Origin of the sequence: Nocardioides dubius, from assembly GCF_039528155.1 — a bacterium.
Lineage (GTDB): Bacteria > Actinomycetota > Actinomycetes > Propionibacteriales > Nocardioidaceae > Nocardioides > Nocardioides dubius.
In genome coordinates this window covers 175,583-192,578 of the sequence record NZ_BAAALG010000017.1, presented here as the reverse complement: position 1 = coordinate 192,578, position 16,996 = coordinate 175,583, and the positions used below count along the sequence as shown (strand labels likewise).

17 protein-coding genes are annotated in these 16,996 nt (G+C 70.7%); 6 read left to right on the top strand and 11 right to left on the bottom strand.

The genetic code is table 11. The features are described from left to right. Positions 1-7: 7 nt before the first annotated feature. The 4 genes from ABD151_RS20815 to ABD151_RS20800 are packed head-to-tail and all read right to left on the bottom strand — an operon-like array spanning position 8 to position 3,111. A complete protein-coding gene (locus ABD151_RS20815) occupies positions 8-313 on the bottom strand; it encodes a cytidine deaminase (RefSeq protein WP_343996782.1) in 306 nt (101 codons plus the stop codon). Next, positions 306-1,619: a hemolysin family protein gene (locus ABD151_RS20810; protein WP_343996781.1), complete on the bottom strand. Its 1,314-nt coding sequence runs from the start codon at positions 1,617-1,619 to the stop codon at positions 306-308. Before ABD151_RS20810 ends, ABD151_RS20815 begins: the two co-directional genes overlap by 8 nt. 8 nt (positions 1,620-1,627) lie before the next feature. After that, positions 1,628-2,086 (bottom strand): rRNA maturation RNase YbeY, encoded by a 459-nt coding sequence (ybeY, locus tag ABD151_RS20805; RefSeq protein ID WP_343996780.1) that lies wholly within the window; start codon positions 2,084-2,086, stop codon positions 1,628-1,630. Beyond that, a complete protein-coding gene (locus ABD151_RS20800) occupies positions 2,083-3,111 on the bottom strand; it encodes a PhoH family protein (protein ID WP_343996779.1) in 1,029 nt (342 codons plus the stop codon). Before ABD151_RS20800 ends, ybeY begins: the two co-directional genes overlap by 4 nt. Positions 3,112-3,242: 131 nt before the next feature. On the opposite strand from ABD151_RS20800, the gene ABD151_RS20795 reads away from it, so the two are divergent. Both ABD151_RS20795 and ABD151_RS20790 read left to right on the top strand, forming a co-directional pair. Beyond that, complete coding sequence (locus ABD151_RS20795; RefSeq protein ID WP_343996777.1) at positions 3,243-3,821, top strand: SigE family RNA polymerase sigma factor; 579 nt, start codon at positions 3,243-3,245, stop codon at positions 3,819-3,821. Continuing rightward, on the top strand, positions 3,818-4,855 hold the full coding sequence (locus tag ABD151_RS20790) for a Gmad2 immunoglobulin-like domain-containing protein (protein WP_343996776.1): 1,038 nt from the start codon (positions 3,818-3,820) through the stop codon (positions 4,853-4,855). Before ABD151_RS20795 ends, ABD151_RS20790 begins: the two co-directional genes overlap by 4 nt. Before the next feature lie 4 nt (positions 4,856-4,859). Here ABD151_RS20790 and ABD151_RS20785 read toward each other — a convergent pair whose 3' ends face one another. The 3 genes from ABD151_RS20785 to hrcA are packed head-to-tail and all read right to left on the bottom strand — an operon-like array spanning position 4,860 to position 7,838. Further along, complete coding sequence (locus ABD151_RS20785; RefSeq protein ID WP_343996775.1) at positions 4,860-5,606, bottom strand: 16S rRNA (uracil(1498)-N(3))-methyltransferase; 747 nt, start codon at positions 5,604-5,606, stop codon at positions 4,860-4,862. Between the two features lie 4 nt (positions 5,607-5,610). After that, positions 5,611-6,783 (bottom strand): molecular chaperone DnaJ, encoded by a 1,173-nt coding sequence (gene dnaJ, locus ABD151_RS20780; RefSeq protein WP_343996774.1) that lies wholly within the window; start codon positions 6,781-6,783, stop codon positions 5,611-5,613. 32 nt (positions 6,784-6,815) lie between these two features. After that, positions 6,816-7,838 (bottom strand): heat-inducible transcriptional repressor HrcA, encoded by a 1,023-nt coding sequence (gene hrcA / locus ABD151_RS20775; RefSeq protein ID WP_343996773.1) that lies wholly within the window; start codon positions 7,836-7,838, stop codon positions 6,816-6,818. A gap of 137 nt (positions 7,839-7,975) precedes the next feature. Between hrcA and ABD151_RS20770 the strand changes: the two genes are divergently transcribed. The 3 genes from ABD151_RS20770 to ABD151_RS20760 are packed head-to-tail and all read left to right on the top strand — an operon-like array spanning position 7,976 to position 10,411. Then, positions 7,976-8,662: a hypothetical protein gene (locus ABD151_RS20770; protein ID WP_343996772.1), complete on the top strand. Its 687-nt coding sequence runs from the start codon at positions 7,976-7,978 to the stop codon at positions 8,660-8,662. 45 nt (positions 8,663-8,707) lie between these two features. Beyond that, on the top strand, positions 8,708-9,541 hold the full coding sequence (locus ABD151_RS20765; protein ID WP_343996771.1) for an MBL fold metallo-hydrolase: 834 nt from the start codon (positions 8,708-8,710) through the stop codon (positions 9,539-9,541). Positions 9,542-9,559: 18 nt separating this feature from the next. Beyond that, a complete protein-coding gene (locus ABD151_RS20760) occupies positions 9,560-10,411 on the top strand; it encodes a DUF3097 domain-containing protein (protein ID WP_343996770.1) in 852 nt (283 codons plus the stop codon). Positions 10,412-10,415: 4 nt separating this feature from the next. Here ABD151_RS20760 and ABD151_RS20755 read toward each other — a convergent pair whose 3' ends face one another. The 4 genes from ABD151_RS20755 to ABD151_RS20740 all read right to left on the bottom strand — a co-directional run bounded on the left by ABD151_RS20755 (position 10,416) and on the right by ABD151_RS20740 (position 15,047). Beyond that, entirely contained in the window at positions 10,416-10,871 is a 456-nt protein-coding gene (locus ABD151_RS20755) for a TM2 domain-containing protein (protein WP_343996769.1), read from the bottom strand. Positions 10,872-10,989: 118 nt separating this feature from the next. Then, positions 10,990-12,201 carry a radical SAM family heme chaperone HemW gene (hemW, locus tag ABD151_RS20750; RefSeq protein ID WP_343996768.1) on the bottom strand — a complete coding sequence of 404 codons (1,212 nt, stop codon included), beginning with the start codon at positions 12,199-12,201 and terminating at the stop codon, positions 10,990-10,992. 12 nt (positions 12,202-12,213) lie between these two features. Continuing rightward, positions 12,214-13,107 carry an intradiol ring-cleavage dioxygenase gene (locus tag ABD151_RS20745; RefSeq protein WP_343996767.1) on the bottom strand — a complete coding sequence of 298 codons (894 nt, stop codon included), beginning with the start codon at positions 13,105-13,107 and terminating at the stop codon, positions 12,214-12,216. A gap of 101 nt (positions 13,108-13,208) precedes the next feature. Beyond that, positions 13,209-15,047 (bottom strand): AMP-dependent synthetase/ligase, encoded by a 1,839-nt coding sequence (locus ABD151_RS20740; protein ID WP_343996766.1) that lies wholly within the window; start codon positions 15,045-15,047, stop codon positions 13,209-13,211. A gap of 312 nt (positions 15,048-15,359) precedes the next feature. Between ABD151_RS20740 and ABD151_RS20735 the strand changes: the two genes are divergently transcribed. Then, positions 15,360-16,964 carry an ABC transporter substrate-binding protein gene (locus ABD151_RS20735; RefSeq protein ID WP_343996765.1) on the top strand — a complete coding sequence of 535 codons (1,605 nt, stop codon included), beginning with the start codon at positions 15,360-15,362 and terminating at the stop codon, positions 16,962-16,964. The last annotated feature ends 32 nt before the right edge of the window (positions 16,965-16,996 follow it).

Sequence of the window (16,996 nt, the reverse complement as noted above, 5' to 3'; positions counted from 1 at the left end):
CAAACACTTACCGCAGGTGGACGGTCACTCCGTCGCCTGCGAACTCCGCGATCGCGGCGGCGTCGGCGTCGCTGAGGGCGTCCGCGCCCATCAGCACCACGGCCTCCAGGCCCTTGGAGCCCGAGGCCACCGCCATCGCGATGCAGACGCCGACGGCCGAGACCTGCAACGCGGCCAGGTCGACGGTGGCACCCGCGTACGTGCGACCGTCGGTGTCGCGGACGGCGGCACCCTGCGCGGCACCGGTCCGGGCGCGGGTGGCGCGGGCCAGGGTCTGCAGCTTGCGGTCTTCGGCGGAGAGCTCGTCAGGCATGCGGATCAGCGTAGTCCGCGGCCTCGTCGCGATCCGTCGCCGGTACCTTGCTGATCACCACGGTGCGGATCCGGTTGCGCCGACCGCGCAGGCCCTCGGCCTCGAAGCGCAGTCCGTGCACCTCGACCACCGAGCCGGGGATCGGCACCCGGCCGAGCTCCTTGGCCAGCAGGCCGCCGACCGAGTCCACCTCGTCGTCGACGACGACGTGGCCGGGGAAGAGCTCGTCGAGGTCGTCGACCGGGAACCGCGAGGAGACCCGCATCGCGCCGTCCTCGAGCAGCTCGACCTCGACCTCCTCCTGGTCGTGCTCGTCGGTGATCTCACCGACGATCTCCTCGAGCAGGTCCTCGATGGTGACCAGGCCGCAGGTGCCGCCGTACTCGTCGACGACCATCGCCACGTGCTGGCGGCGGGCCTGCATCTCGGTGAGCAGCTCGTCGACCGGCTTGCTGTCCGGCACGAAGTGGACCGGACGCAGGTGCTCGTCGATCCGCTCGGTGAGCTCGGCCTCGGCATGGTCGAAGTCGCGCTTGACGACGTCCTTGAGGTAGGCGAAGCCGACCACGTCGTCGAGGTTCTCGCCGATCACCGGCAGCCGGGAGAACCCGCTGCGCAGGAAGAGCGACATGGTCTGGCGCAGGTTCTTGTGACGGTCCACGAAGACCACGTCGTTGCGCGGCACCATCACCTCGCGCACGGTGGTGTCGCCGAGCTCGAAGACCGAGTGGATCATCTTCCGCTCGCCGCTCTCGATCAGGCTGGACGCCTCCGCCAGGTCGACCATCTCGCGCAGCTCGGTCTCCGTGGAGAACGGCCCGTCGCTGAAGCCACGCCCCGGCGTCAGGGCGTTGCCGATCAGGATCATCAGCTTCGGCAGCGGGCCGAGCACCCGGGTCGCGAAGCGCAGCGGCGCGGCCGAGACGAGGGCCACCGGCACCGCATGCTGCTGGCCGAGGGTGCGCGGCGCCACGCCGATGATGATGAAGGAGACCAGCGTCATCGAGGCCACCGCGACGGCCAGCGTCTGCCACCACCCGTCGATGAGGGAGGCGACCAGCTGGGTGGCGACCACGATCGCGGCCACCTCGCACAGGATGCGCAGGAAGAGCGCGGTGTTGAGGAAGCGGGGCGCGTCGTCGAGCACCACCAGCAGCGCCTGGGAGCCGGCCCGCTTCTCCGCCGCGATCTCCGCCGCCCGGGCCCGCGAGAACGTGCTCAGCGCCGCATAGGCCGCGGTGATCAGACCGGCCAGCAGCACCAGCCCCAGGATCGCGGTGAGCAACCAGAGGTCGGAGGCGGTCATCGAGCCGCTCAGCTCTCGGCGCGTCGGCGCCACCGGTCGAGCAGCTCCGCCTGGAGACCGAACATCTCCTTGTGCTCCTCGGGCTCGGCGTGGTCGTAGCCGAGCAGGTGCAGGATGCCGTGCGTGGTCAACAGCTCGACCTCGGCCAGGGTGCCGTGACCGGCCGTCTCCCCCTGCCGCTCGGCGACCGCCGGGCAGAGCACGAGGTCGCCGAGGACGCCCTCCTCCAGCTCCTCGTTGACCAGCCCCGGGCGCAGCTCGTCCATCGGGAAGGCCAGCACGTCGGTCGGGCCCTCCTTCTCCATCCACTTCTCGTTGAGCTCGGCGATGGTCGCCTCGTCGACGGCCTTGATGCACAGCTCGGCCAACGGGTGCACGCGCATCTCGTCCATCACGAAGCGGGCCAGGGTGGCCAGGTTCTCGACGTCGAGCTCGTGGTCGGACTCGTTGAGGATCTCGATGGTCACCGGGCTTCTCCTCGGGCTCGTTCGGTGCGCTGCTGCCGCTCGGCGTCGAAGCGCTCGTAGGCGTCGACGATCTCGCCGACCAGGCGGTGGCGGACGACGTCATGGTTGGTGAGGCGGTTGAAGGAGATGTCCTCGACGCCGTCGAGGATGCCCTCGATCACCCGCAGGCCGGACTTCACGCCGCCCGGCAGGTCGACCTGGGTGACGTCGCCGGTGACCACGATCTTGGAGCCGAAGCCGAGACGGGTCAGGAACATCTTCATCTGCTCGGGCGTGGTGTTCTGCGCCTCGTCGAGGATGATGAAGGAGTCGTTGAGCGAACGGCCGCGCAGGAACGCCAGCGGCGCCACCTCGATCGTGCCGGCCGCGAGCAGCTTGGTGATCGAGTCCGGGTCGACCATGTCGTGCAGCGCGTCGTAGAGCGGACGCAGGTACGGGTCGATCTTCTCGGTCAGGGTGCCCGGCAGGAAGCCCAGCTTCTCGCCGGCCTCGACGGCCGGACGCGACAGGATGATCCGGTTCACGTTCTTGCTCTGCAGCGCCTGCACCGCCTTGGCCATCGCCAGGTACGTCTTGCCGGTGCCGGCCGGGCCGATCCCGAAGGTGATCGTGTTCGCGTCGATCGCGTCCACGTATCGCTTCTGGTTCAGCGTCTTGGGCCGGATCGTGCGCCCGCGGTTGCTCAGGATGTTGAGGCTGAGCACCTCGGCCGGGCGCTCCTTCGTCTCCGAGCGCAGCATCCCGACCACCCGCACGACCGTCTCGGGCGAGACGCCCTGGCCGGTGCGGATGATGCTGACCAGCTCCTCCAGGGCTCGCTCGGCGAGCGCGATCTCGCTCGGCTCCCCATGCAGGGTGACCTTGTTGCCGCGCACGTGGATCTCCGCGTCGAAGGCCTGCTCGATCCGGGTCAGGTTCTCGTCGGCAGGGCCGAGGAGCTGGACCATGTTGATGCTGGCCGGGACCACGACGGTGTGCCGGGTGCGATCAGCCTGTGGGGTGGTGCCGGTTCTGCTGTCTGTCATCGTGACACCCATGCTACGGCGCTTGCCGAACGGAGCGTCATTCGTTTTCCGTGGCGGACCCTCCGGGCCCGGGTGAGCAACCTGAGAAGGCGTGTCAACCGATCGCCGCGCTGGTGCGTGCAGATAGCGTGATGTCCGATGTGTTGGTGCGTGAGCTGCCCTGCCCCGGTGTCCTGGTGACCGCCGGGTGGTCCTGGGACGCCGACACCGCCGTCTCCGAGCTGTATGCCGCGCACTGGCGCTCCCTGGTCCGGCTGGCGGTGCTGCTGGTCCGCGACCAGGGCACGGCCGAGGAGGTCGTCCAGGACGCCTTCGTGGCCATGCACGGACGCTGGAGCAGGCTCCGTGAGCCCGACAAGGCGCTCGCCTACCTGCGCCAGAGCGTGGTCAACCGCTCCCGCTCCGTGCTGCGGCACCGCAAGGTCGTCGACCGGCACCTGCTCCGCGAGGCACAGGCCGGCGAGCGGGTCGCTCCCGGCGCCGACCAGGCCGCCCTGGACGACGAGCGACGCTCCCTCGTGCTCGCCGCCCTCGCCGAGCTCCCCCAGCGCCAGCGTGAGGTGCTGGTGCTGCGCTACTACCTCGATCTCTCCGAGGCCCAGATCGCCGACACGCTCGGGGTCAGCCGCGGAGCCGTCAAGAGCCATGCCTCCCGAGGGTCCGCCGCGCTCCGCGGTCGGCTCGGCGGGCTCTGGAAGGAACAGTCATGAACCACGACGAGGACTGGCTGCGTCGCCTGCTCGACGACACCACCGCCGGCATCGAGCCGAGCGACCGGCTCGGCGCCATCCGCCAGCGCACCGCGGCTCCCGCGCGACGCCGTCAGGCCTGGCTGGCACCGGTGGTCGGCGTGGCCGCCGCGAGTGCCGCGATCCTGGGCAGCGTCGCGTTGCTGGAGGGCGGCAACGACGACGAGCCGAACCCGGTGGCCAGCGAGCCGGCGACGGCGCGCAGCGGCGACCCGAGCGGCTGGGGGCAGGTGCCGCCCGCCGCACCCGGCACCCGGGCGGTGCCCGCCTACTACCTCGGCGAGGGCCCCAGCGAGCCGGTGCTCTACCGCGAGTTCCGCCGCTCCGAGGAGCCGCTGGCCGGCCTCGACCAGTCCATCAGCGCGCTGATGGAGGAGCCCGCCGACCCCGACTACCGGACCGTGTGGAGCCGGGGCGACCTGATCTCCGCGGACTACGACGGCGAGGAGATCACCGTGGCGGTGAGCGCCGGCGTCGCGGGGGCCCGACCGGCGGGCCTGAGCGCCCGTGAGGCCGAGCTCGCCGTGCAGCAGGTGGTCTACACGCTGCAGGCCAACGTCGGCGGCCGGGCGCCCGTCGCCTTCTACGTCGACGAGGGCGAGAACAAGAGCCGCCTCGCCGCGCAGGTGCTCGGGGTGCGGGCCGACGAGCCGGTGCGCAACGCGCCGGTGCTCAAGACCCTCGCCCATGTCAGCGTGACCACTCCCGAGACCGGGCAGGTGGTCGACGCCCGGCTGCCGGCCAACGGCGTGGCGAACAGCTTCGAGGCCACTGTGCCCTGGCAGATCCTGGACGCCGACGGCGCGGTCGTGCTCTCCGGCTTCAGCACGGCCGAGGGCTGGACGTCGAACATGCTCTACCCGTGGGCGAGCGAGATCGACGTCGCCGACCTGGAGCCGGGCGGCTACACCTTCGTCGCCAGCACCGACGACCCGAGCGGCGGCGCCGAGGGCGATGGCCCGTTCCAGGACACCAAGGAGTTCGTGGTCGAGTAGCGCCTCAGCCGCGCCAGCGCGGGGTCTGCGCCAGCAGCGCCGAGGCGGCCGCCAGACCGGCGGTGGAGGTGCGCAGCACCTCGCTGCCCAGGCGCACGGTGCGGGCGCCGGCCGCGGTGAACGCGGCCAGCTCGTCGTCGGCGATCCCGCCCTCGGGGCCGACCACCAGCAGGATCTCGCCGGGCAGGTCGCCCGCGGACAGCGTCGGCAGCGGCTCGACGGCGTCCTCGTCCAGGACCAGCGCCAGGTCGGCGTCCGCGATCATCGCGACCACCTCGTCGGTCTGCGCCAGCGCCGGCACCTGCGGGAACCAGCGGCGCCGGGCCTGCTTGGCCGCCTCCCGGGCGGTGGCCTGCCACTTCGCGTGCGACTTCGCGGCCCGCTCGCCGCGCCAGACGGCCACCGAGCGGCTGGCGGCCCAGGGCACGATCCGTCCGACGCCGATCTCGGTCAGCACCTCGACCGCGAGCTCGCCACGCTCCCCCTTGGGCAGCGCCTGGACGACGGTGAGCTCCGGGTCCGGTCGCGGCGTCGTCTCGACGCTCTCGGCGAGCACCGTGAACGAGCGCTTGCTGGTCTGCTCGACGGTGCCGGTCAGCGTGGTGCCGAGGCCGTCGGTGAGCATCAGCTCCTCGCCGGCCTTGAGCCGGCGCACCACCACCGCGTGGTGCGCCTCCTCGCCGGTGACCTCCACGACCGAGCCGGCGCGGACGCCGTCCAGGCTGGGGACCCAGTGCAGGTGTGAGGTCATCGGCTCAGTGGTTGAAGGCGTCGCGCAGGCGACCGAAGACGCCCTTCGAGCCCTGCGACACGGTCCCGGTCGGCGACTCCTCGCCGCGGATCGCCGCGAGCTCGCGCAGCAGCTCCTCCTGGCGGGCGTCCAGCTTGCCCGGCGTCTCGACGACGACGGTGACCACCAGGTCGCCGCGGCCCGCCTGACGCAGGCCGGGGACACCGCGCCCACGCAGCACCTGGTCGGTGCCGGACTGGGTGCCGGGCTTGATCTCCAGGTCGAACTCGGTCTCGACCTCGCTCTCCTCCCCGGCGACGTCGGCCTCCAGGGTGGGCAGCTGCAGGACGGTGCCCAGCGCGGCCGCCGTCATCGGCACGGTGACCGTGCAGTGCAGCGTGTTGCCGTGCCGGGTGAAGGTCTCGTGCGGGGCGACCTGGATCTCCACGAAGAGGTCGCCGGCCGGGCCGCCGCCGGGGCCGACCTCGCCCTGTCCGGAGAGCTGGACCCGGGTGCCGGTGTCGACGCCGGCCGGGATCTTCACGGTCAGCGAGCGGCGCGAGCGGACCCGGCCGTCGCCGGCGCACTCGCGGCACGGCTCGGGGATGATCGTGCCGAAGCCGCGGCAGGCCGCGCAGGGGCGCAGGGTCCGGATCTCGCCGAGGAACGAGCGCTGCACGTGGGCGACCTCGCCCTGGCCGTGGCAGGTCTCGCAGGTGACCGGCTTGCTGCCGGGCGCGGCGCCGTCGCCGTGACAGGCCTCGCAGAGCACGGCGGTGTCCACCTTGAGCTCGCGGGTGACGCCGAACGCCGCCTCGGCGAGCTCGATCTCGAGGCGGATCAGGGCGTCCTGGCCACGGCGCATCCGCGGCCGCGGGCCACGGCCCTGGCCGCCACCCTGGCCGCCACCGCCGAAGAAGGCGTCCATGATGTCGGTGAAGGAGAAGCCGGCACCCTGGCCGAAGCCGCCGCCACCCATGCCGCCGAACATGTCGCCGCCACGGTCGTAGGCGGCCCGCTTCTGCGGGTCGCTGAGCACCTCGTAGGCCTGGCTGACCTCCTTGAACCGCTCCTGGGTCTCAGGGTCGGGGTTCACGTCGGGGTGCAGCTGACGCGCCAGCTTGCGGTAGGCCTTCTTGATGGTGTCGGCGTCGGCGTCGCGGGCGACGCCGAGGAGCTCGTAGGGGTCCTGACTCATGGGTCCTTCTGATCGATCAGCTGAGCCTGGGATCAGGCTTCATCGAGAATGCGGGAAACGTAGCGAGCCACCGCGCGGACGCTCGCCATGGTGCCGGGATAGTCCATCCGGGTCGGACCGACGATGCCCAGGGAGGCGATCGCCGTGTCGCCCGGTCCGTAGCCGGCCGAGACCACGCTGCTGGAGGAGAAGCGGGGCAACGGGCCCTCGTGGCCGATCCGCACCGTGACCATGCCGTCGGCCTCGGTCTCCCCGAGCAGCTTGAGCAGCACCACGTGCTCCTCCAGCGCCTCGAGGATCGGGCGGATGTTGGTGTCGAACTCGCCGAACCGGCTCAGGTTCGCGGCACCGCTGACGGCGACCCGCTCATCCGAGCGGTGGTCCGACATGGCCTCCGCCAGAACCGCGGCGACCGCAGCGCCGGCCATCTGGGTGCCGGGGCGCAGGTCCTCGACGATCGCGGTGACCGCGCCGGCAGCCTCGGCGATCACCTTGCCGGTGACCGCACCGTTGATGCCGGCGCGCAGCTCGAAGAGCTCGTCGTCGGCGAGCGCCTCCTCCAGCTCGACCACCCGCTGCTCGACCCGGCCGCTGCTGAGGATCAGCACCGCGAGCACCCGGGTGGTGCTGAGCGCGACCAGCTCGACGTGGCGCACGGTGCTGCGGCTGAGCGTCGGGTACTGGACCACGGCGATCTGCCGGGTGAGCTGGGAGAGCAGGCGCACACTGCGCTGGACCACGTCGTCGACGTCGACGGCGCCGTCCAGGAAGGAGGAGATCGCCCGGCGCTCGGCCACGCTCATCGGCTTGACGGCGGTGAGCTTGTCCACGAAGAGGCGGTAGCCCTTGTCGGTGGGCACCCGGCCCGCACTGGTGTGCGGCTGGGCGATGAAGCCCTCCTCCTCGAGGACCGCCATGTCGTTGCGCACGGTCGCCGGGGAGACGCCGAGCTGGTGCCGCTCGACCAGGGCCTTGGAGCCGACCGGCTCCTCGGTGGAGACGTAGTCCTCGACGATGGCACGCAAGACGGCGAGCCGCCGGTCTTCGACTACCACGGGCCACCTCCTGGACGCGAACACTGGCACTCCTTGTGCACGAGTGCCAAGGATACCCGCCGGTTCCTGGAACGGGGGCTTTCGCCACGACGGGCCATAGGTTAGGCTTCCCTAAGTAGTCGAGCGAAGGGAACGCCATGTCGACCGCAACGCCGTCGTACGAGCCCGCGGAGATCGCCGCCGAGGCCCGCAGCATCCTCTCCTGCCCGGCCGGCGCGAGCCTGGTCGTCCAGGGGGTCGAGGATGCCATCGATGACGACCTCGGCCTGATCGACGACAACGGCACCCCGGTCTTCCTGACCATGGCCGGCTCCCTGCTGGAGCGGGCCGCGCTCAGCAACAGCAGTGCCCTGCTGCGGGTCTCCAGCAGCCTCAACGCCGACCGTGCGATCGTCGTCGCCGGGCAGCTGACCACCCACCACCGCGACCGCGCGGGCCGGGTCGTGGTCGAGCTGCGCGTCGCCATGGTCTCCCTGGTCGACCGGCGCGAGGACGGCGGCACCACCCGCCACCTGCACGTCTCCGCCGACGAGTTCACCCGCCCCGAGCTGCGGCTCAACCGCGGCTACCTGCACCGCTCCCTGGCCCACGCCAACGAGTGCCACCAGGACGAGCTCCGCTCCGCGGTCTCGATGGCCACCGGCACCCGCCCGCACGCGATCGCCGGCGTGCACCTCTTCGACCTCACCACCGACGGCGTCTCGCTGTCCTGGGTCGACGCCACCGGCGCCCACCAGCGCACCGTCGCCTTCGACCGCGCCGCCGACACCCCCGAGGAGCTCGCCGAGCTGCTCAGCCGGCACCTCCACGCCGGCCTCTGCTAGCCGCCGATGGCGGGTAATTCTGCGCCCTCGGGCTAGGTTCGGGGGATGGAGTTGGCGTTCGTCGAGGTCGGTGACCGGGTCTGGGTGTGCCGGCAGGAGTGGTTCGACCTCAACCTGAGCGTGGTGGCCGGCACGGCGAGCGTCGTCGTCATCGACACCGGCGCCTCCGAGCACAACGGCGAGGCCCTGCGCGACGCCGTCGCCCGGCTCACCCCACTGCCGATCCGGGCGGTGGTGAACACCCACGAGCACTTCGACCACACCCTCGGCAACGCCGCCTTCGGTGAGGTCCCGATCGTGGCGCACGAGGTGGCCGCCGCGAACACGGTCGCCGCCGCGCAGCGCTGGATCGCCGAGAGCCCGCACGAGCCACGGATCGAGGAGGTCAGGGCCTCGCGGGTCCTCGCGGCGAGCGAGACCTTCGCGTCGGTCACGGTGCTCGACGTCGGCGAGCGGCAGATCGAGCTGATCCATCCCGGCCGCGGCCACACCGGCGGCGACATCGTCGCGCTGGTCCCCGACGCGAGCGTGCTGATCGCCGGGGACCTGATCGAGGAGTCCGCACCGCCCGCCTACGGCGCCGACTCCTACCCGCTGGAGTGGCCCGCCTCGCTGGACGTCGTCACCTCACTCCTGCCCGCCGGTGCCGTGGTGGTGCCCGGCCACGGCGCCGTCGTCGACGCCGACTTCGTGAACGAGCAGCGCGACCAGATCGCCGCGGTCGCCGAGACCATCCGCTCCCTCGCCGCGGACGGCGTCCGCCGCGACGCCGCACTCGAGACCGGAGCGTGGCCTTTCCCACGTGAGGCGCTGCGGCACGCGGTGGCCCGGGGCTGGTCCCAACTCCCCCGCGGGTCGCTCCGGCTCCCGATGGCGTGATCCGGCTAGCGTGGCGCGGTGACCTCCCCGCACGATCGCTATGGCTCCGACGTTCTCAACACCGACTGGCGCGCCCCCAAGCGCGGCCGCTCCACGGAGGCGGAGGCGACCCTCGGCCTGGTGGTCGAGGAGGTCACCACGGACTGGTGCGGTGAGGTGGTCAGCGTCGACCGCGACCTGCGCACGGTGACCCTCGAGGACCGCCGCAACAAGCGCAAGACCTTCCCGCTCGGGCCCGGCTTCCTGCTGGAGGGCAAGCCGGTGGTGCTGGTGCCGCCGATCACCAAGGCCGCGCCGGCCGCCAAGACCCGGACCGCGTCCGGATCGATCGCGGTGCAGGGCGCCAGGGCGCGGGTGGCCCGGGCCAGCCGGATCTTCGTGGAGGGCCGTCACGACGCCGAGCTGGTGGAGAAGGTGTGGGGCGACGACCTGCGCATCGAGGGCGTGGTCGTGGAGTTCCTCGGCGGCGTCGACGACCTCTCCGAGGCGCTGCGCGACTTCAAGCCCGGGCCGCAGCGCAAGGTGGGGGTGCTGGTCGACCACCTGGTGCCCGGCTCGAAGGAGTACAAGATCGCGCAGACCGTGCAACGCGGCCAGCACGGCGCGCACGTTCTGATCGTCGGCCACCCGTTCATCGACGTCTGGGAGGCGGTCAAGCCCGAGCGGATCGGCAAGACCGCCTGGCCCAAGGTTCCGCGTCACCTGGAGTGGAAGAAGGGCGTCTGCCAGCAGTTCGGCTGGCCGCACCGCGATCAGGCCGACATCGCTCGGGCCTGGCAGTTCATCCTGTCCAAGGTGGACTCGTTCGCCGATCTCGACCCGGCCCTGCTGGGCCGGGTCGAGGAGCTGATCGACTTCGTGACGGCCTGAGCGATCAGCTCGGGCGCAGTGGGCGCCCCTGGGAGTCGCGGACGTCGTCGCTGACCAGGATCACGATGCCGTCGATGAACGGCCACAGCGCACCGATGCCGCAGGTGAGGACGGTGACCAGGAGCTGGGCGACGCCCAGGCCGGTCTGGCCCATCATCATCCGGCCGATGCCCAGCGGGATCAGCACCTGGAGCAGGCCGACCAGGAGCTTGGACTTGTCGGAGTACGGGATGCCGGTGACCGGGTGCACGCCGTACGGCGCGGCCGGGCTGGCACCGTAGGGCTGGCCGTACTGCGGCTGGCCGTAGGGCTGCTGGGCGTACGGCTGCTGGCCGTAGGGCTGTTGGGGCTGGCCGTACTGCTCCTGCCCGTACGGCTGCTGGCCGTAGGGCTGCTCGCCGTAGGGCTGCTGGGGCTGCTCGCCCTCGGGACGCTGCGGGTTCTCAGGACCTTCGCTCATGGGCCCACCCTAAGCGTGACCCCCGGCACCAGCACCGCCTTTCGGCCGCCCGACACGCCCGCATCAGCCGGACGACACGCCCGGCACGCCCGCAGCCGCCCACGACAGGGCCGCGCGCTCAGTCGAGCAGGTCCCGGACCACGGCATCGGCGAGCAGCCGCCCGGCGTCGGTGAGCACCACCCGGTCGGGCGCCGGGGTGATCAACCCGCGCTCGACCAGGCCGGGCAGCGCGTCGCGGCCGGCCCGGTCCAGGACCCCGACGTCGATCCCCTCCGCCAGGCGCACCTCCAGCAGCAGGCGCTCCAGATAGCGGTCCCGCTCGCTGAGCAGCTCCCGCCCGTGCGCGGGGCTGTGCCCCTCGGCGAGCCGGGTCGCATAGGCACTCGGGTGCTTCACGTTCCACCAGCGCAGCCCGCCGACGTGCGAGTGCGCCCCGGGGCCCACGCCCCACCAGTCGGCGCCGCGCCAGTAGTGCAGGTTGTGCCGGCAGCGGGTGTCGGGACCGGTGGACCAGTTCGAGACCTCGTACCACTCCAGCCCGGCGCCGCGCATCGCGTCGTCGGCCATCTGGTACTTCTCGGCGAGGTCGTCCTCGTCCGGCATCGGCAGCTCGCCGCGACGGACCCGGCGCGCGAACGCGGTGCCCTCCTCGACGATCAGCGAGTAGGCGGAGACGTGGTCGGGCCGGGTGTCCAGCGCGGCCGCGAGCGAGGTCGCCCAGTCGGCGTGGCTCTCCCCCGGCGTGCCGTAGATCAGGTCGACGCTGACCTGGCCGATCCCGGCCTCGCGCGCCCACTGCACCACCCGTGGCACCCGCTCGGGGTCGTGCGAGCGCTCGAGGGTCGCCAGGACCGCCGGCACCGCCGACTGCATCCCGAAGGAGATCCGGTTGAAGCCACCGCTCGCGAGCTCCGCCAGGTCGACAGCGTCCACGCTGTCGGGGTTGGACTCCGTGGTGACCTCGGCCCCGGGCAGCAGGCCGAACTCGTCGCGGATCGCCCCCAGGATCCGGACCAGGTCGGCCGACGGCAGCAGGGTCGGCGTGCCGCCACCGAAGAAGACCGTGTCGACGGGGCGGTCGACGTCGCCGAGCAGGCGGCGCGCCATCCGGATCTCGGCGATCGCGGTGTCGGCATACCCGGCCTGCGAGGCACCGCCGCCGAGCTCGGAGGCGGTGTAGGTGTTGAAGTCGCAGTAGCCGCACCGCACCCGGCAGTAGGGCACGTGCACGTACAGGGCGAGCGGACGATCCTGCTGTCCGCTCAACGCGCTGGCGGGGAGCTGCCCGTCGAGGGGCGCCGGTTCACCGACCGGTGGGGTTGAGGGCACCCCTCCATCAAATCAGATCGGCACGTTCAGGGTCGCCACGTACCCCGCCTCGACGCTGCCGGTGACCTTGGCCATCTGCAGCGAGTAGCCGTCGCTGAAGATCCCGTCGGAGTCCAACGGCGTCTGGGTGAGCCGCTCCAGGCTGGCGGAGTAGCCCTGGGCGGTGCCGTAGACCTCGGCACAGACGTCCTCCGGCAGCGCCAGCTGGGAGGTGCGCAGCTTCTGGGTGGACGACGTCGCCTCGGCCAGGCTCGGATAGACCTCGAAGTGCATGTGCGGATAGCGCCCCGAGTAGGCGGCCGGGAAGATCGTGGTGAACTCCACCCGGCCGTCGGCGTCGGTCTCCTGGACGCCGCGCAGGTAGTTCTCGTCCGCGATCGCCTCGGAGTACATCGAGTACTGGCCGTCGCGATCGCAGTGCCACAGGTAGATCGCAGCACCCGCCAAGGGGGCGGACTCGTCGCCGTTGAGGTCGAGCACCCGGAGCCTGACGGTGATCGGCACTCCCTCGGCCGTGCCGCTGGCGGCACCGAAGCTGGAGCGGATGTCGCTGCGCACGACGCCGTCCTCGGAGAGCACGTTGACGCCGTTGGAGCCGTCGCCGGGATACGGGCCGGCCGTCTCCTCGGGGATCTCCCCCTCGGCCACCTCGACGCCGGAGTCACCGCCCATCCCACCCGGCCCACCGGACGGCGGCGCGCCGCCCTGGCCACCGGGAGGCGTGTTCGACCCACCGCTGGCGCTGCTGCTCGAGGAGCCGTCGTCACCGCAGGCGCTCAACACCGCTGCGGCGCCGGCCGCGCCGAAGAGCCCGAGCAGCCTGCGGCGGCCGAAGCCGCTCGCCGCGAGCTTGGGCAGGTCGTGCTGCAGACCGCGGTCGTGGTCGTGGATCTCTGGGTCCGTCATCTCTGTCTCCCGAAAACGGCGATGGGTGCCGACCGGCGATCCGGTCGACACCCATTCCAGCGGGTCATCCTGTGCCCTGACTGTGCCGCGCCTGTGAGACGTCAGCTGTAGAGCGACTCGATGAGCTCCTTGTTGTTCTGCTCGACGACGTTGCGCTTGACCTTCATCGAGGGGGTGAGCTCGCCCGACTCGACGGAGAGGTCGTGGTCGAGGACGACGTGCTTCTTGATCGTCTCCCAGCGGTTCAGCTGGCCGTTGAGCTCGTTGATGTAGCCGTCCACCATGGCCCGCACCTGCTCGGAGTTGACCACCTCGGTGTAGGACTTGCAGGCCATCCCGTTCTCCTCGGCCCAGCCGGCCATCGCGTCCGGGTCGAGGGTGATCAGCGCGACCACGAAGTTGCGCTCCGCGCCGAAGACCATGAACTGGCTGGCGTAGGGGCACAGCGCCTTGAACTTGGCCTCGATCGCCGGCGGCGCGACGTACTTGCCGCCCGAGGTCTTGAAGAGCTCCTTGATCCGGCCGGTGATGGTCAGGTAGCCCTCGGCGTCGACCGAGCCCTTGTCACCGGTGCGCAGCCAGCCGTCGCTGAGCGTCTTGGCGGTCTCCTCCGGCAGGTTGTGGTAGCCCTCCATCACACCCGGGCCCTTGACCCAGACCTCGCCCTCCGCGGCGTCGTTGCCGAACTCGTCGACGATCCGCATCTCGCTGCCGGGGAAGACCAGGCCGACCGTGCCGAGCTTGTAGCCGTCCGGATGGTTGACGAAGGCACCGGCCGCGAGCTCGGTCAGGCCGTAGCCCTCCAGGATCAGGATGCCGGCGGCGTGGAAGAACTCGGCGATGTCCTTGTTCAGCGCGGCGGCACCGGAGATGAAGAACCGGACCCGTCCACCGAAGCGGTCGCGCACCTTCGAGAAGACCAGCTTGTCGAAGAGGCCGTGCTGCAGGTTGAGCAGGAACGGAACCGGCTTGCCCTCGCGCTTGAGGTTGTCCACCGCGATGCCGACCTCGAACGCCTTGTGGAAGATCTTCTCCTTGAGGCCGCCCTCGGCCGCCTGCATGGTGATGATCCGGCCGTAGGCCTTCTCGAAGATCCGCGGCGCCGCGCCCATGAAGGTCGGGCGGACGACGGCCAGGTTGTCGATGATCTTGTCGATCCGCCCGTCGATCGCGGTGGAGAAGCCGATCGCGAGCTGGGTGGAGAGCAGCACCTTGCCGAAGGAGTGGGCCATCGGCAGCCAGAGGAACTGCAGGTCCTCCTCGCTGAGGATGCCCTGCGCACGGATGCACTCGCCCTCGTAGACCCACGAGCGGTGCTGCAGGCGCACGCCCTTGGGGCGGCCGGTGGTGCCGGAGGTGTAGATCAGGGTGGCCAGCTGCGTGGGCTTGATCGCCTCGACGTGCTCCTCGACGGCGAGCGGGTTGCTGGCCAGGAACTCGTCGCCGAGCTTGGCGAGGTCCTCCAGGCCGATCACCCAGTCGCCGTCCGCGGTGCCGTCGATGACGACCACCTTGAGCAGGTGCGGCAGCTCGGCCTTGGTCTCGACCAGCTTGGCGACCTGGCTGTCGTCCTCGGCGAAGACCACCCGCGACTCGGAGTCACCCAGGATGTAGGCGGTGTCGCCGGCATGGGTGGTCGGGTAGACGGTGGTGGTGGCGGCGCCGGCGCACATGATCGCGAGGTCGGCGACGATCCACTCGTACCGGGTGCCGGAGACGATGCCGACCCGCTCTTCGGGCTGGACGCCGAGGGCCATCAGGCCGGCCGCGAGACGGGTGACCTCGACACCGGCCTCACGCCAGGTGACCGACTGCCACCCCTCCCCTACCGGGAAGCGGAACGCCTCGCGCTCGCCGGACTGGCGAACGCGATCCAAGAACTGGTGGGCCACGCTGTGCGGCATGGATTCGACGAAGGAGGCGTCACGAACGATCGGCATGGGAATCCGTCTCCTGCAGATTTAGTCCCGCCTGCTCCGGAACGGGACTGCTTACTGGGCAGTACGTAACCTAGATCACTCCCCGTCTTCGCGCATCAGGTTCGGCCCGCGATTCCCCGGATTCCCGCGAGATGGGTGAGTGCACCCATCCCACGGGGGACTTTCGGCAGGCGCCTCGAAAACGCCCACTAAGACAGGCATCTTCCGATCAGCGGGATATGGCCGTCGTCACCTCCTTCCGCCGTCCTACGGTGACGCCGCACACAGCACGGAGAGATCCGCGCCACCTTTCACCTGTTCCACGGAGGACACATGCTGAACCGCACCGCGCGGCCCACCCGGCTCGCCGTTGCCGCCCTGTCCGGGGCCCTGCTCCTTGCCGGCTGCGCCAGCGACTCGGGCGATGACAAGGCCGCCGACTCGACGAACCGCGACGAGATCTACGTGCTCGGCCTGGTCGGCGACCAGACCAAGGGCGAGCCCAAGTCCGGTGGCACCCTGGAGATCGTCGACTACGGCGAGGCTCGCTCGCTCGACCCGACGAAGACCATCCCGAACGGTGCCGTCGGCGGCAACGCGATGGCTGCGGTCTACGACGTGCTGATGAAGTACGACCTCGAGAACGACACCTACGTGCCGCTGCTCGCCGAGTCGCTGGAGTCCACGGACAACACCACCTGGACCCTGACCCTGCGTGACGGCGTCAAGTTCTCCGACGGCACCGCGCTCGACGCCGACGCCGTGATCGGGAGCATCCAGTACTACATGGCGAACCGGGGCTTCAACACCCTCCTGCTCGCCACCAACATCGCGGACATGAAGGCGACCGACCCCAAGACGGTCACCTTCACCCTGCGCAAGCCGTGGGCGACCTTCCCGTCGATGCTGGCCCAGGGCCCCGGCATGGTGCTCGCGCCGGCCGCGATCAAGAACGGCCCCGACGGCTTCAAGCCGATCGGCGCCGGCCCGTTCACCTTCGACTCGTACAAGCCGGCCGAGGAGCTCATCCTGGTCCGCAACGAGAAGTACTGGGGCGAGCCCGCCCACCTCGACAAGCTGCGCTTCACCTGGATCCAGGGTGACCAGGCCAAGATGGACAGCCTCAAGGGCGGCTCCAGCGACCTGATCAACATCCGCACCACCGACGTGCTGGAGAAGGCCCGCAAGGACGACTACTCCGGCATCATGAACCCGGCCGGCGCCGGCTCCATCGTGTGGATCAACAACCGCGAGGGTCGCCCGGGCAACGACGTCCGGATCCGCCAGGCGATCAGCCTCGCGATGGACCCGCAGACCTACGTGGACCGTGCGCTCAAGGGTGCCGGCAACGCGACGCACAACATCTTCAGCCCGGCCTTCCCGTACTACAAGGAGATCGAGCTTCCGAAGACCGACCTGGAGAAGGCCAAGTCGCTGGTCGCCGAGGCGAAGAAGGACGGCGCCGACACCAGCCTGACCTACCTCGGCCAGTCCGACCAGACCTCGCGCACCGGCGCGGTCACCATCGAGGCCCAGCTCGAGTCGATCGGCCTGGACATCACCATCGAGACCGTGAGCGACGTCAGCGAGCAGACCGCCCGCATCTACGGCACCCACGACTTCGACCTGGCGATGGGCGCGATGTCCATCGGCGAGGACCCGTACATGAGCTTCGCCAACAACGTGGTGAGCACCTCGCCGGCCAACCCCTCGGGCTACGCCAGCAAGAAGATGGACGAGCTCGTCGACTCGCTGCAGGCCAAGACCCCGCTCGAGGGCGCGGACACGCTGGCCGAGATCAACGAGCTGTGGCAGGTGGAGGTCCCGGGCGTCGTGCTGACCTCCGGCGGCTTCTTCGCCCCCTGGAACACGAACGTCCACGGCGTCGAGCCGACCGGCGTGAACATGCTGCTGTTCCACAACGCCTACAAGTCCTGATCCTCAGCGCTTGAGCAGATGACAGTGCCCGC

Bases quoted from the DNA above. Each gene is read 5' to 3' on its own strand.
- ABD151_RS20810 (WP_343996781.1), bottom strand. From the start codon at position 1,619: ATGACCGCCTCCGACCTCTGGTTGCTCACCGCGATCCTGGGGCTGGTG.
- ABD151_RS20815 (WP_343996782.1), bottom strand. From the start codon at position 313: ATGCCTGACGAGCTCTCCGCCGAAGACCGCAAGCTGCAGACCCTGGCC.
- ABD151_RS20755 (WP_343996769.1), bottom strand. From the start codon at position 10,871: ATGAGCGAAGGTCCTGAGAACCCGCAGCGTCCCGAGGGCGAGCAGCCC.
- ABD151_RS20745 (WP_343996767.1), bottom strand. From the start codon at position 13,107: ATGACGGACCCAGAGATCCACGACCACGACCGCGGTCTGCAGCACGAC.
- ABD151_RS20790 (WP_343996776.1), top strand. From the start codon at position 3,818: ATGAACCACGACGAGGACTGGCTGCGTCGCCTGCTCGACGACACCACC.
- ABD151_RS20795 (WP_343996777.1), top strand. From the start codon at position 3,243: ATGTCCGATGTGTTGGTGCGTGAGCTGCCCTGCCCCGGTGTCCTGGTG.
- dnaJ (WP_343996774.1), bottom strand. From the start codon at position 6,783: ATGAGTCAGGACCCCTACGAGCTCCTCGGCGTCGCCCGCGACGCCGAC.
- ABD151_RS20785 (WP_343996775.1), bottom strand. From the start codon at position 5,606: ATGACCTCACACCTGCACTGGGTCCCCAGCCTGGACGGCGTCCGCGCC.
- ABD151_RS20735 (WP_343996765.1), top strand. From the start codon at position 15,360: ATGCTGAACCGCACCGCGCGGCCCACCCGGCTCGCCGTTGCCGCCCTG.
- ABD151_RS20770 (WP_343996772.1), top strand. From the start codon at position 7,976: ATGTCGACCGCAACGCCGTCGTACGAGCCCGCGGAGATCGCCGCCGAG.
- ABD151_RS20765 (WP_343996771.1), top strand. From the start codon at position 8,708: ATGGAGTTGGCGTTCGTCGAGGTCGGTGACCGGGTCTGGGTGTGCCGG.
- ABD151_RS20800 (WP_343996779.1), bottom strand. From the start codon at position 3,111: ATGACAGACAGCAGAACCGGCACCACCCCACAGGCTGATCGCACCCGG.
- ABD151_RS20740 (WP_343996766.1), bottom strand. From the start codon at position 15,047: ATGCCGATCGTTCGTGACGCCTCCTTCGTCGAATCCATGCCGCACAGC.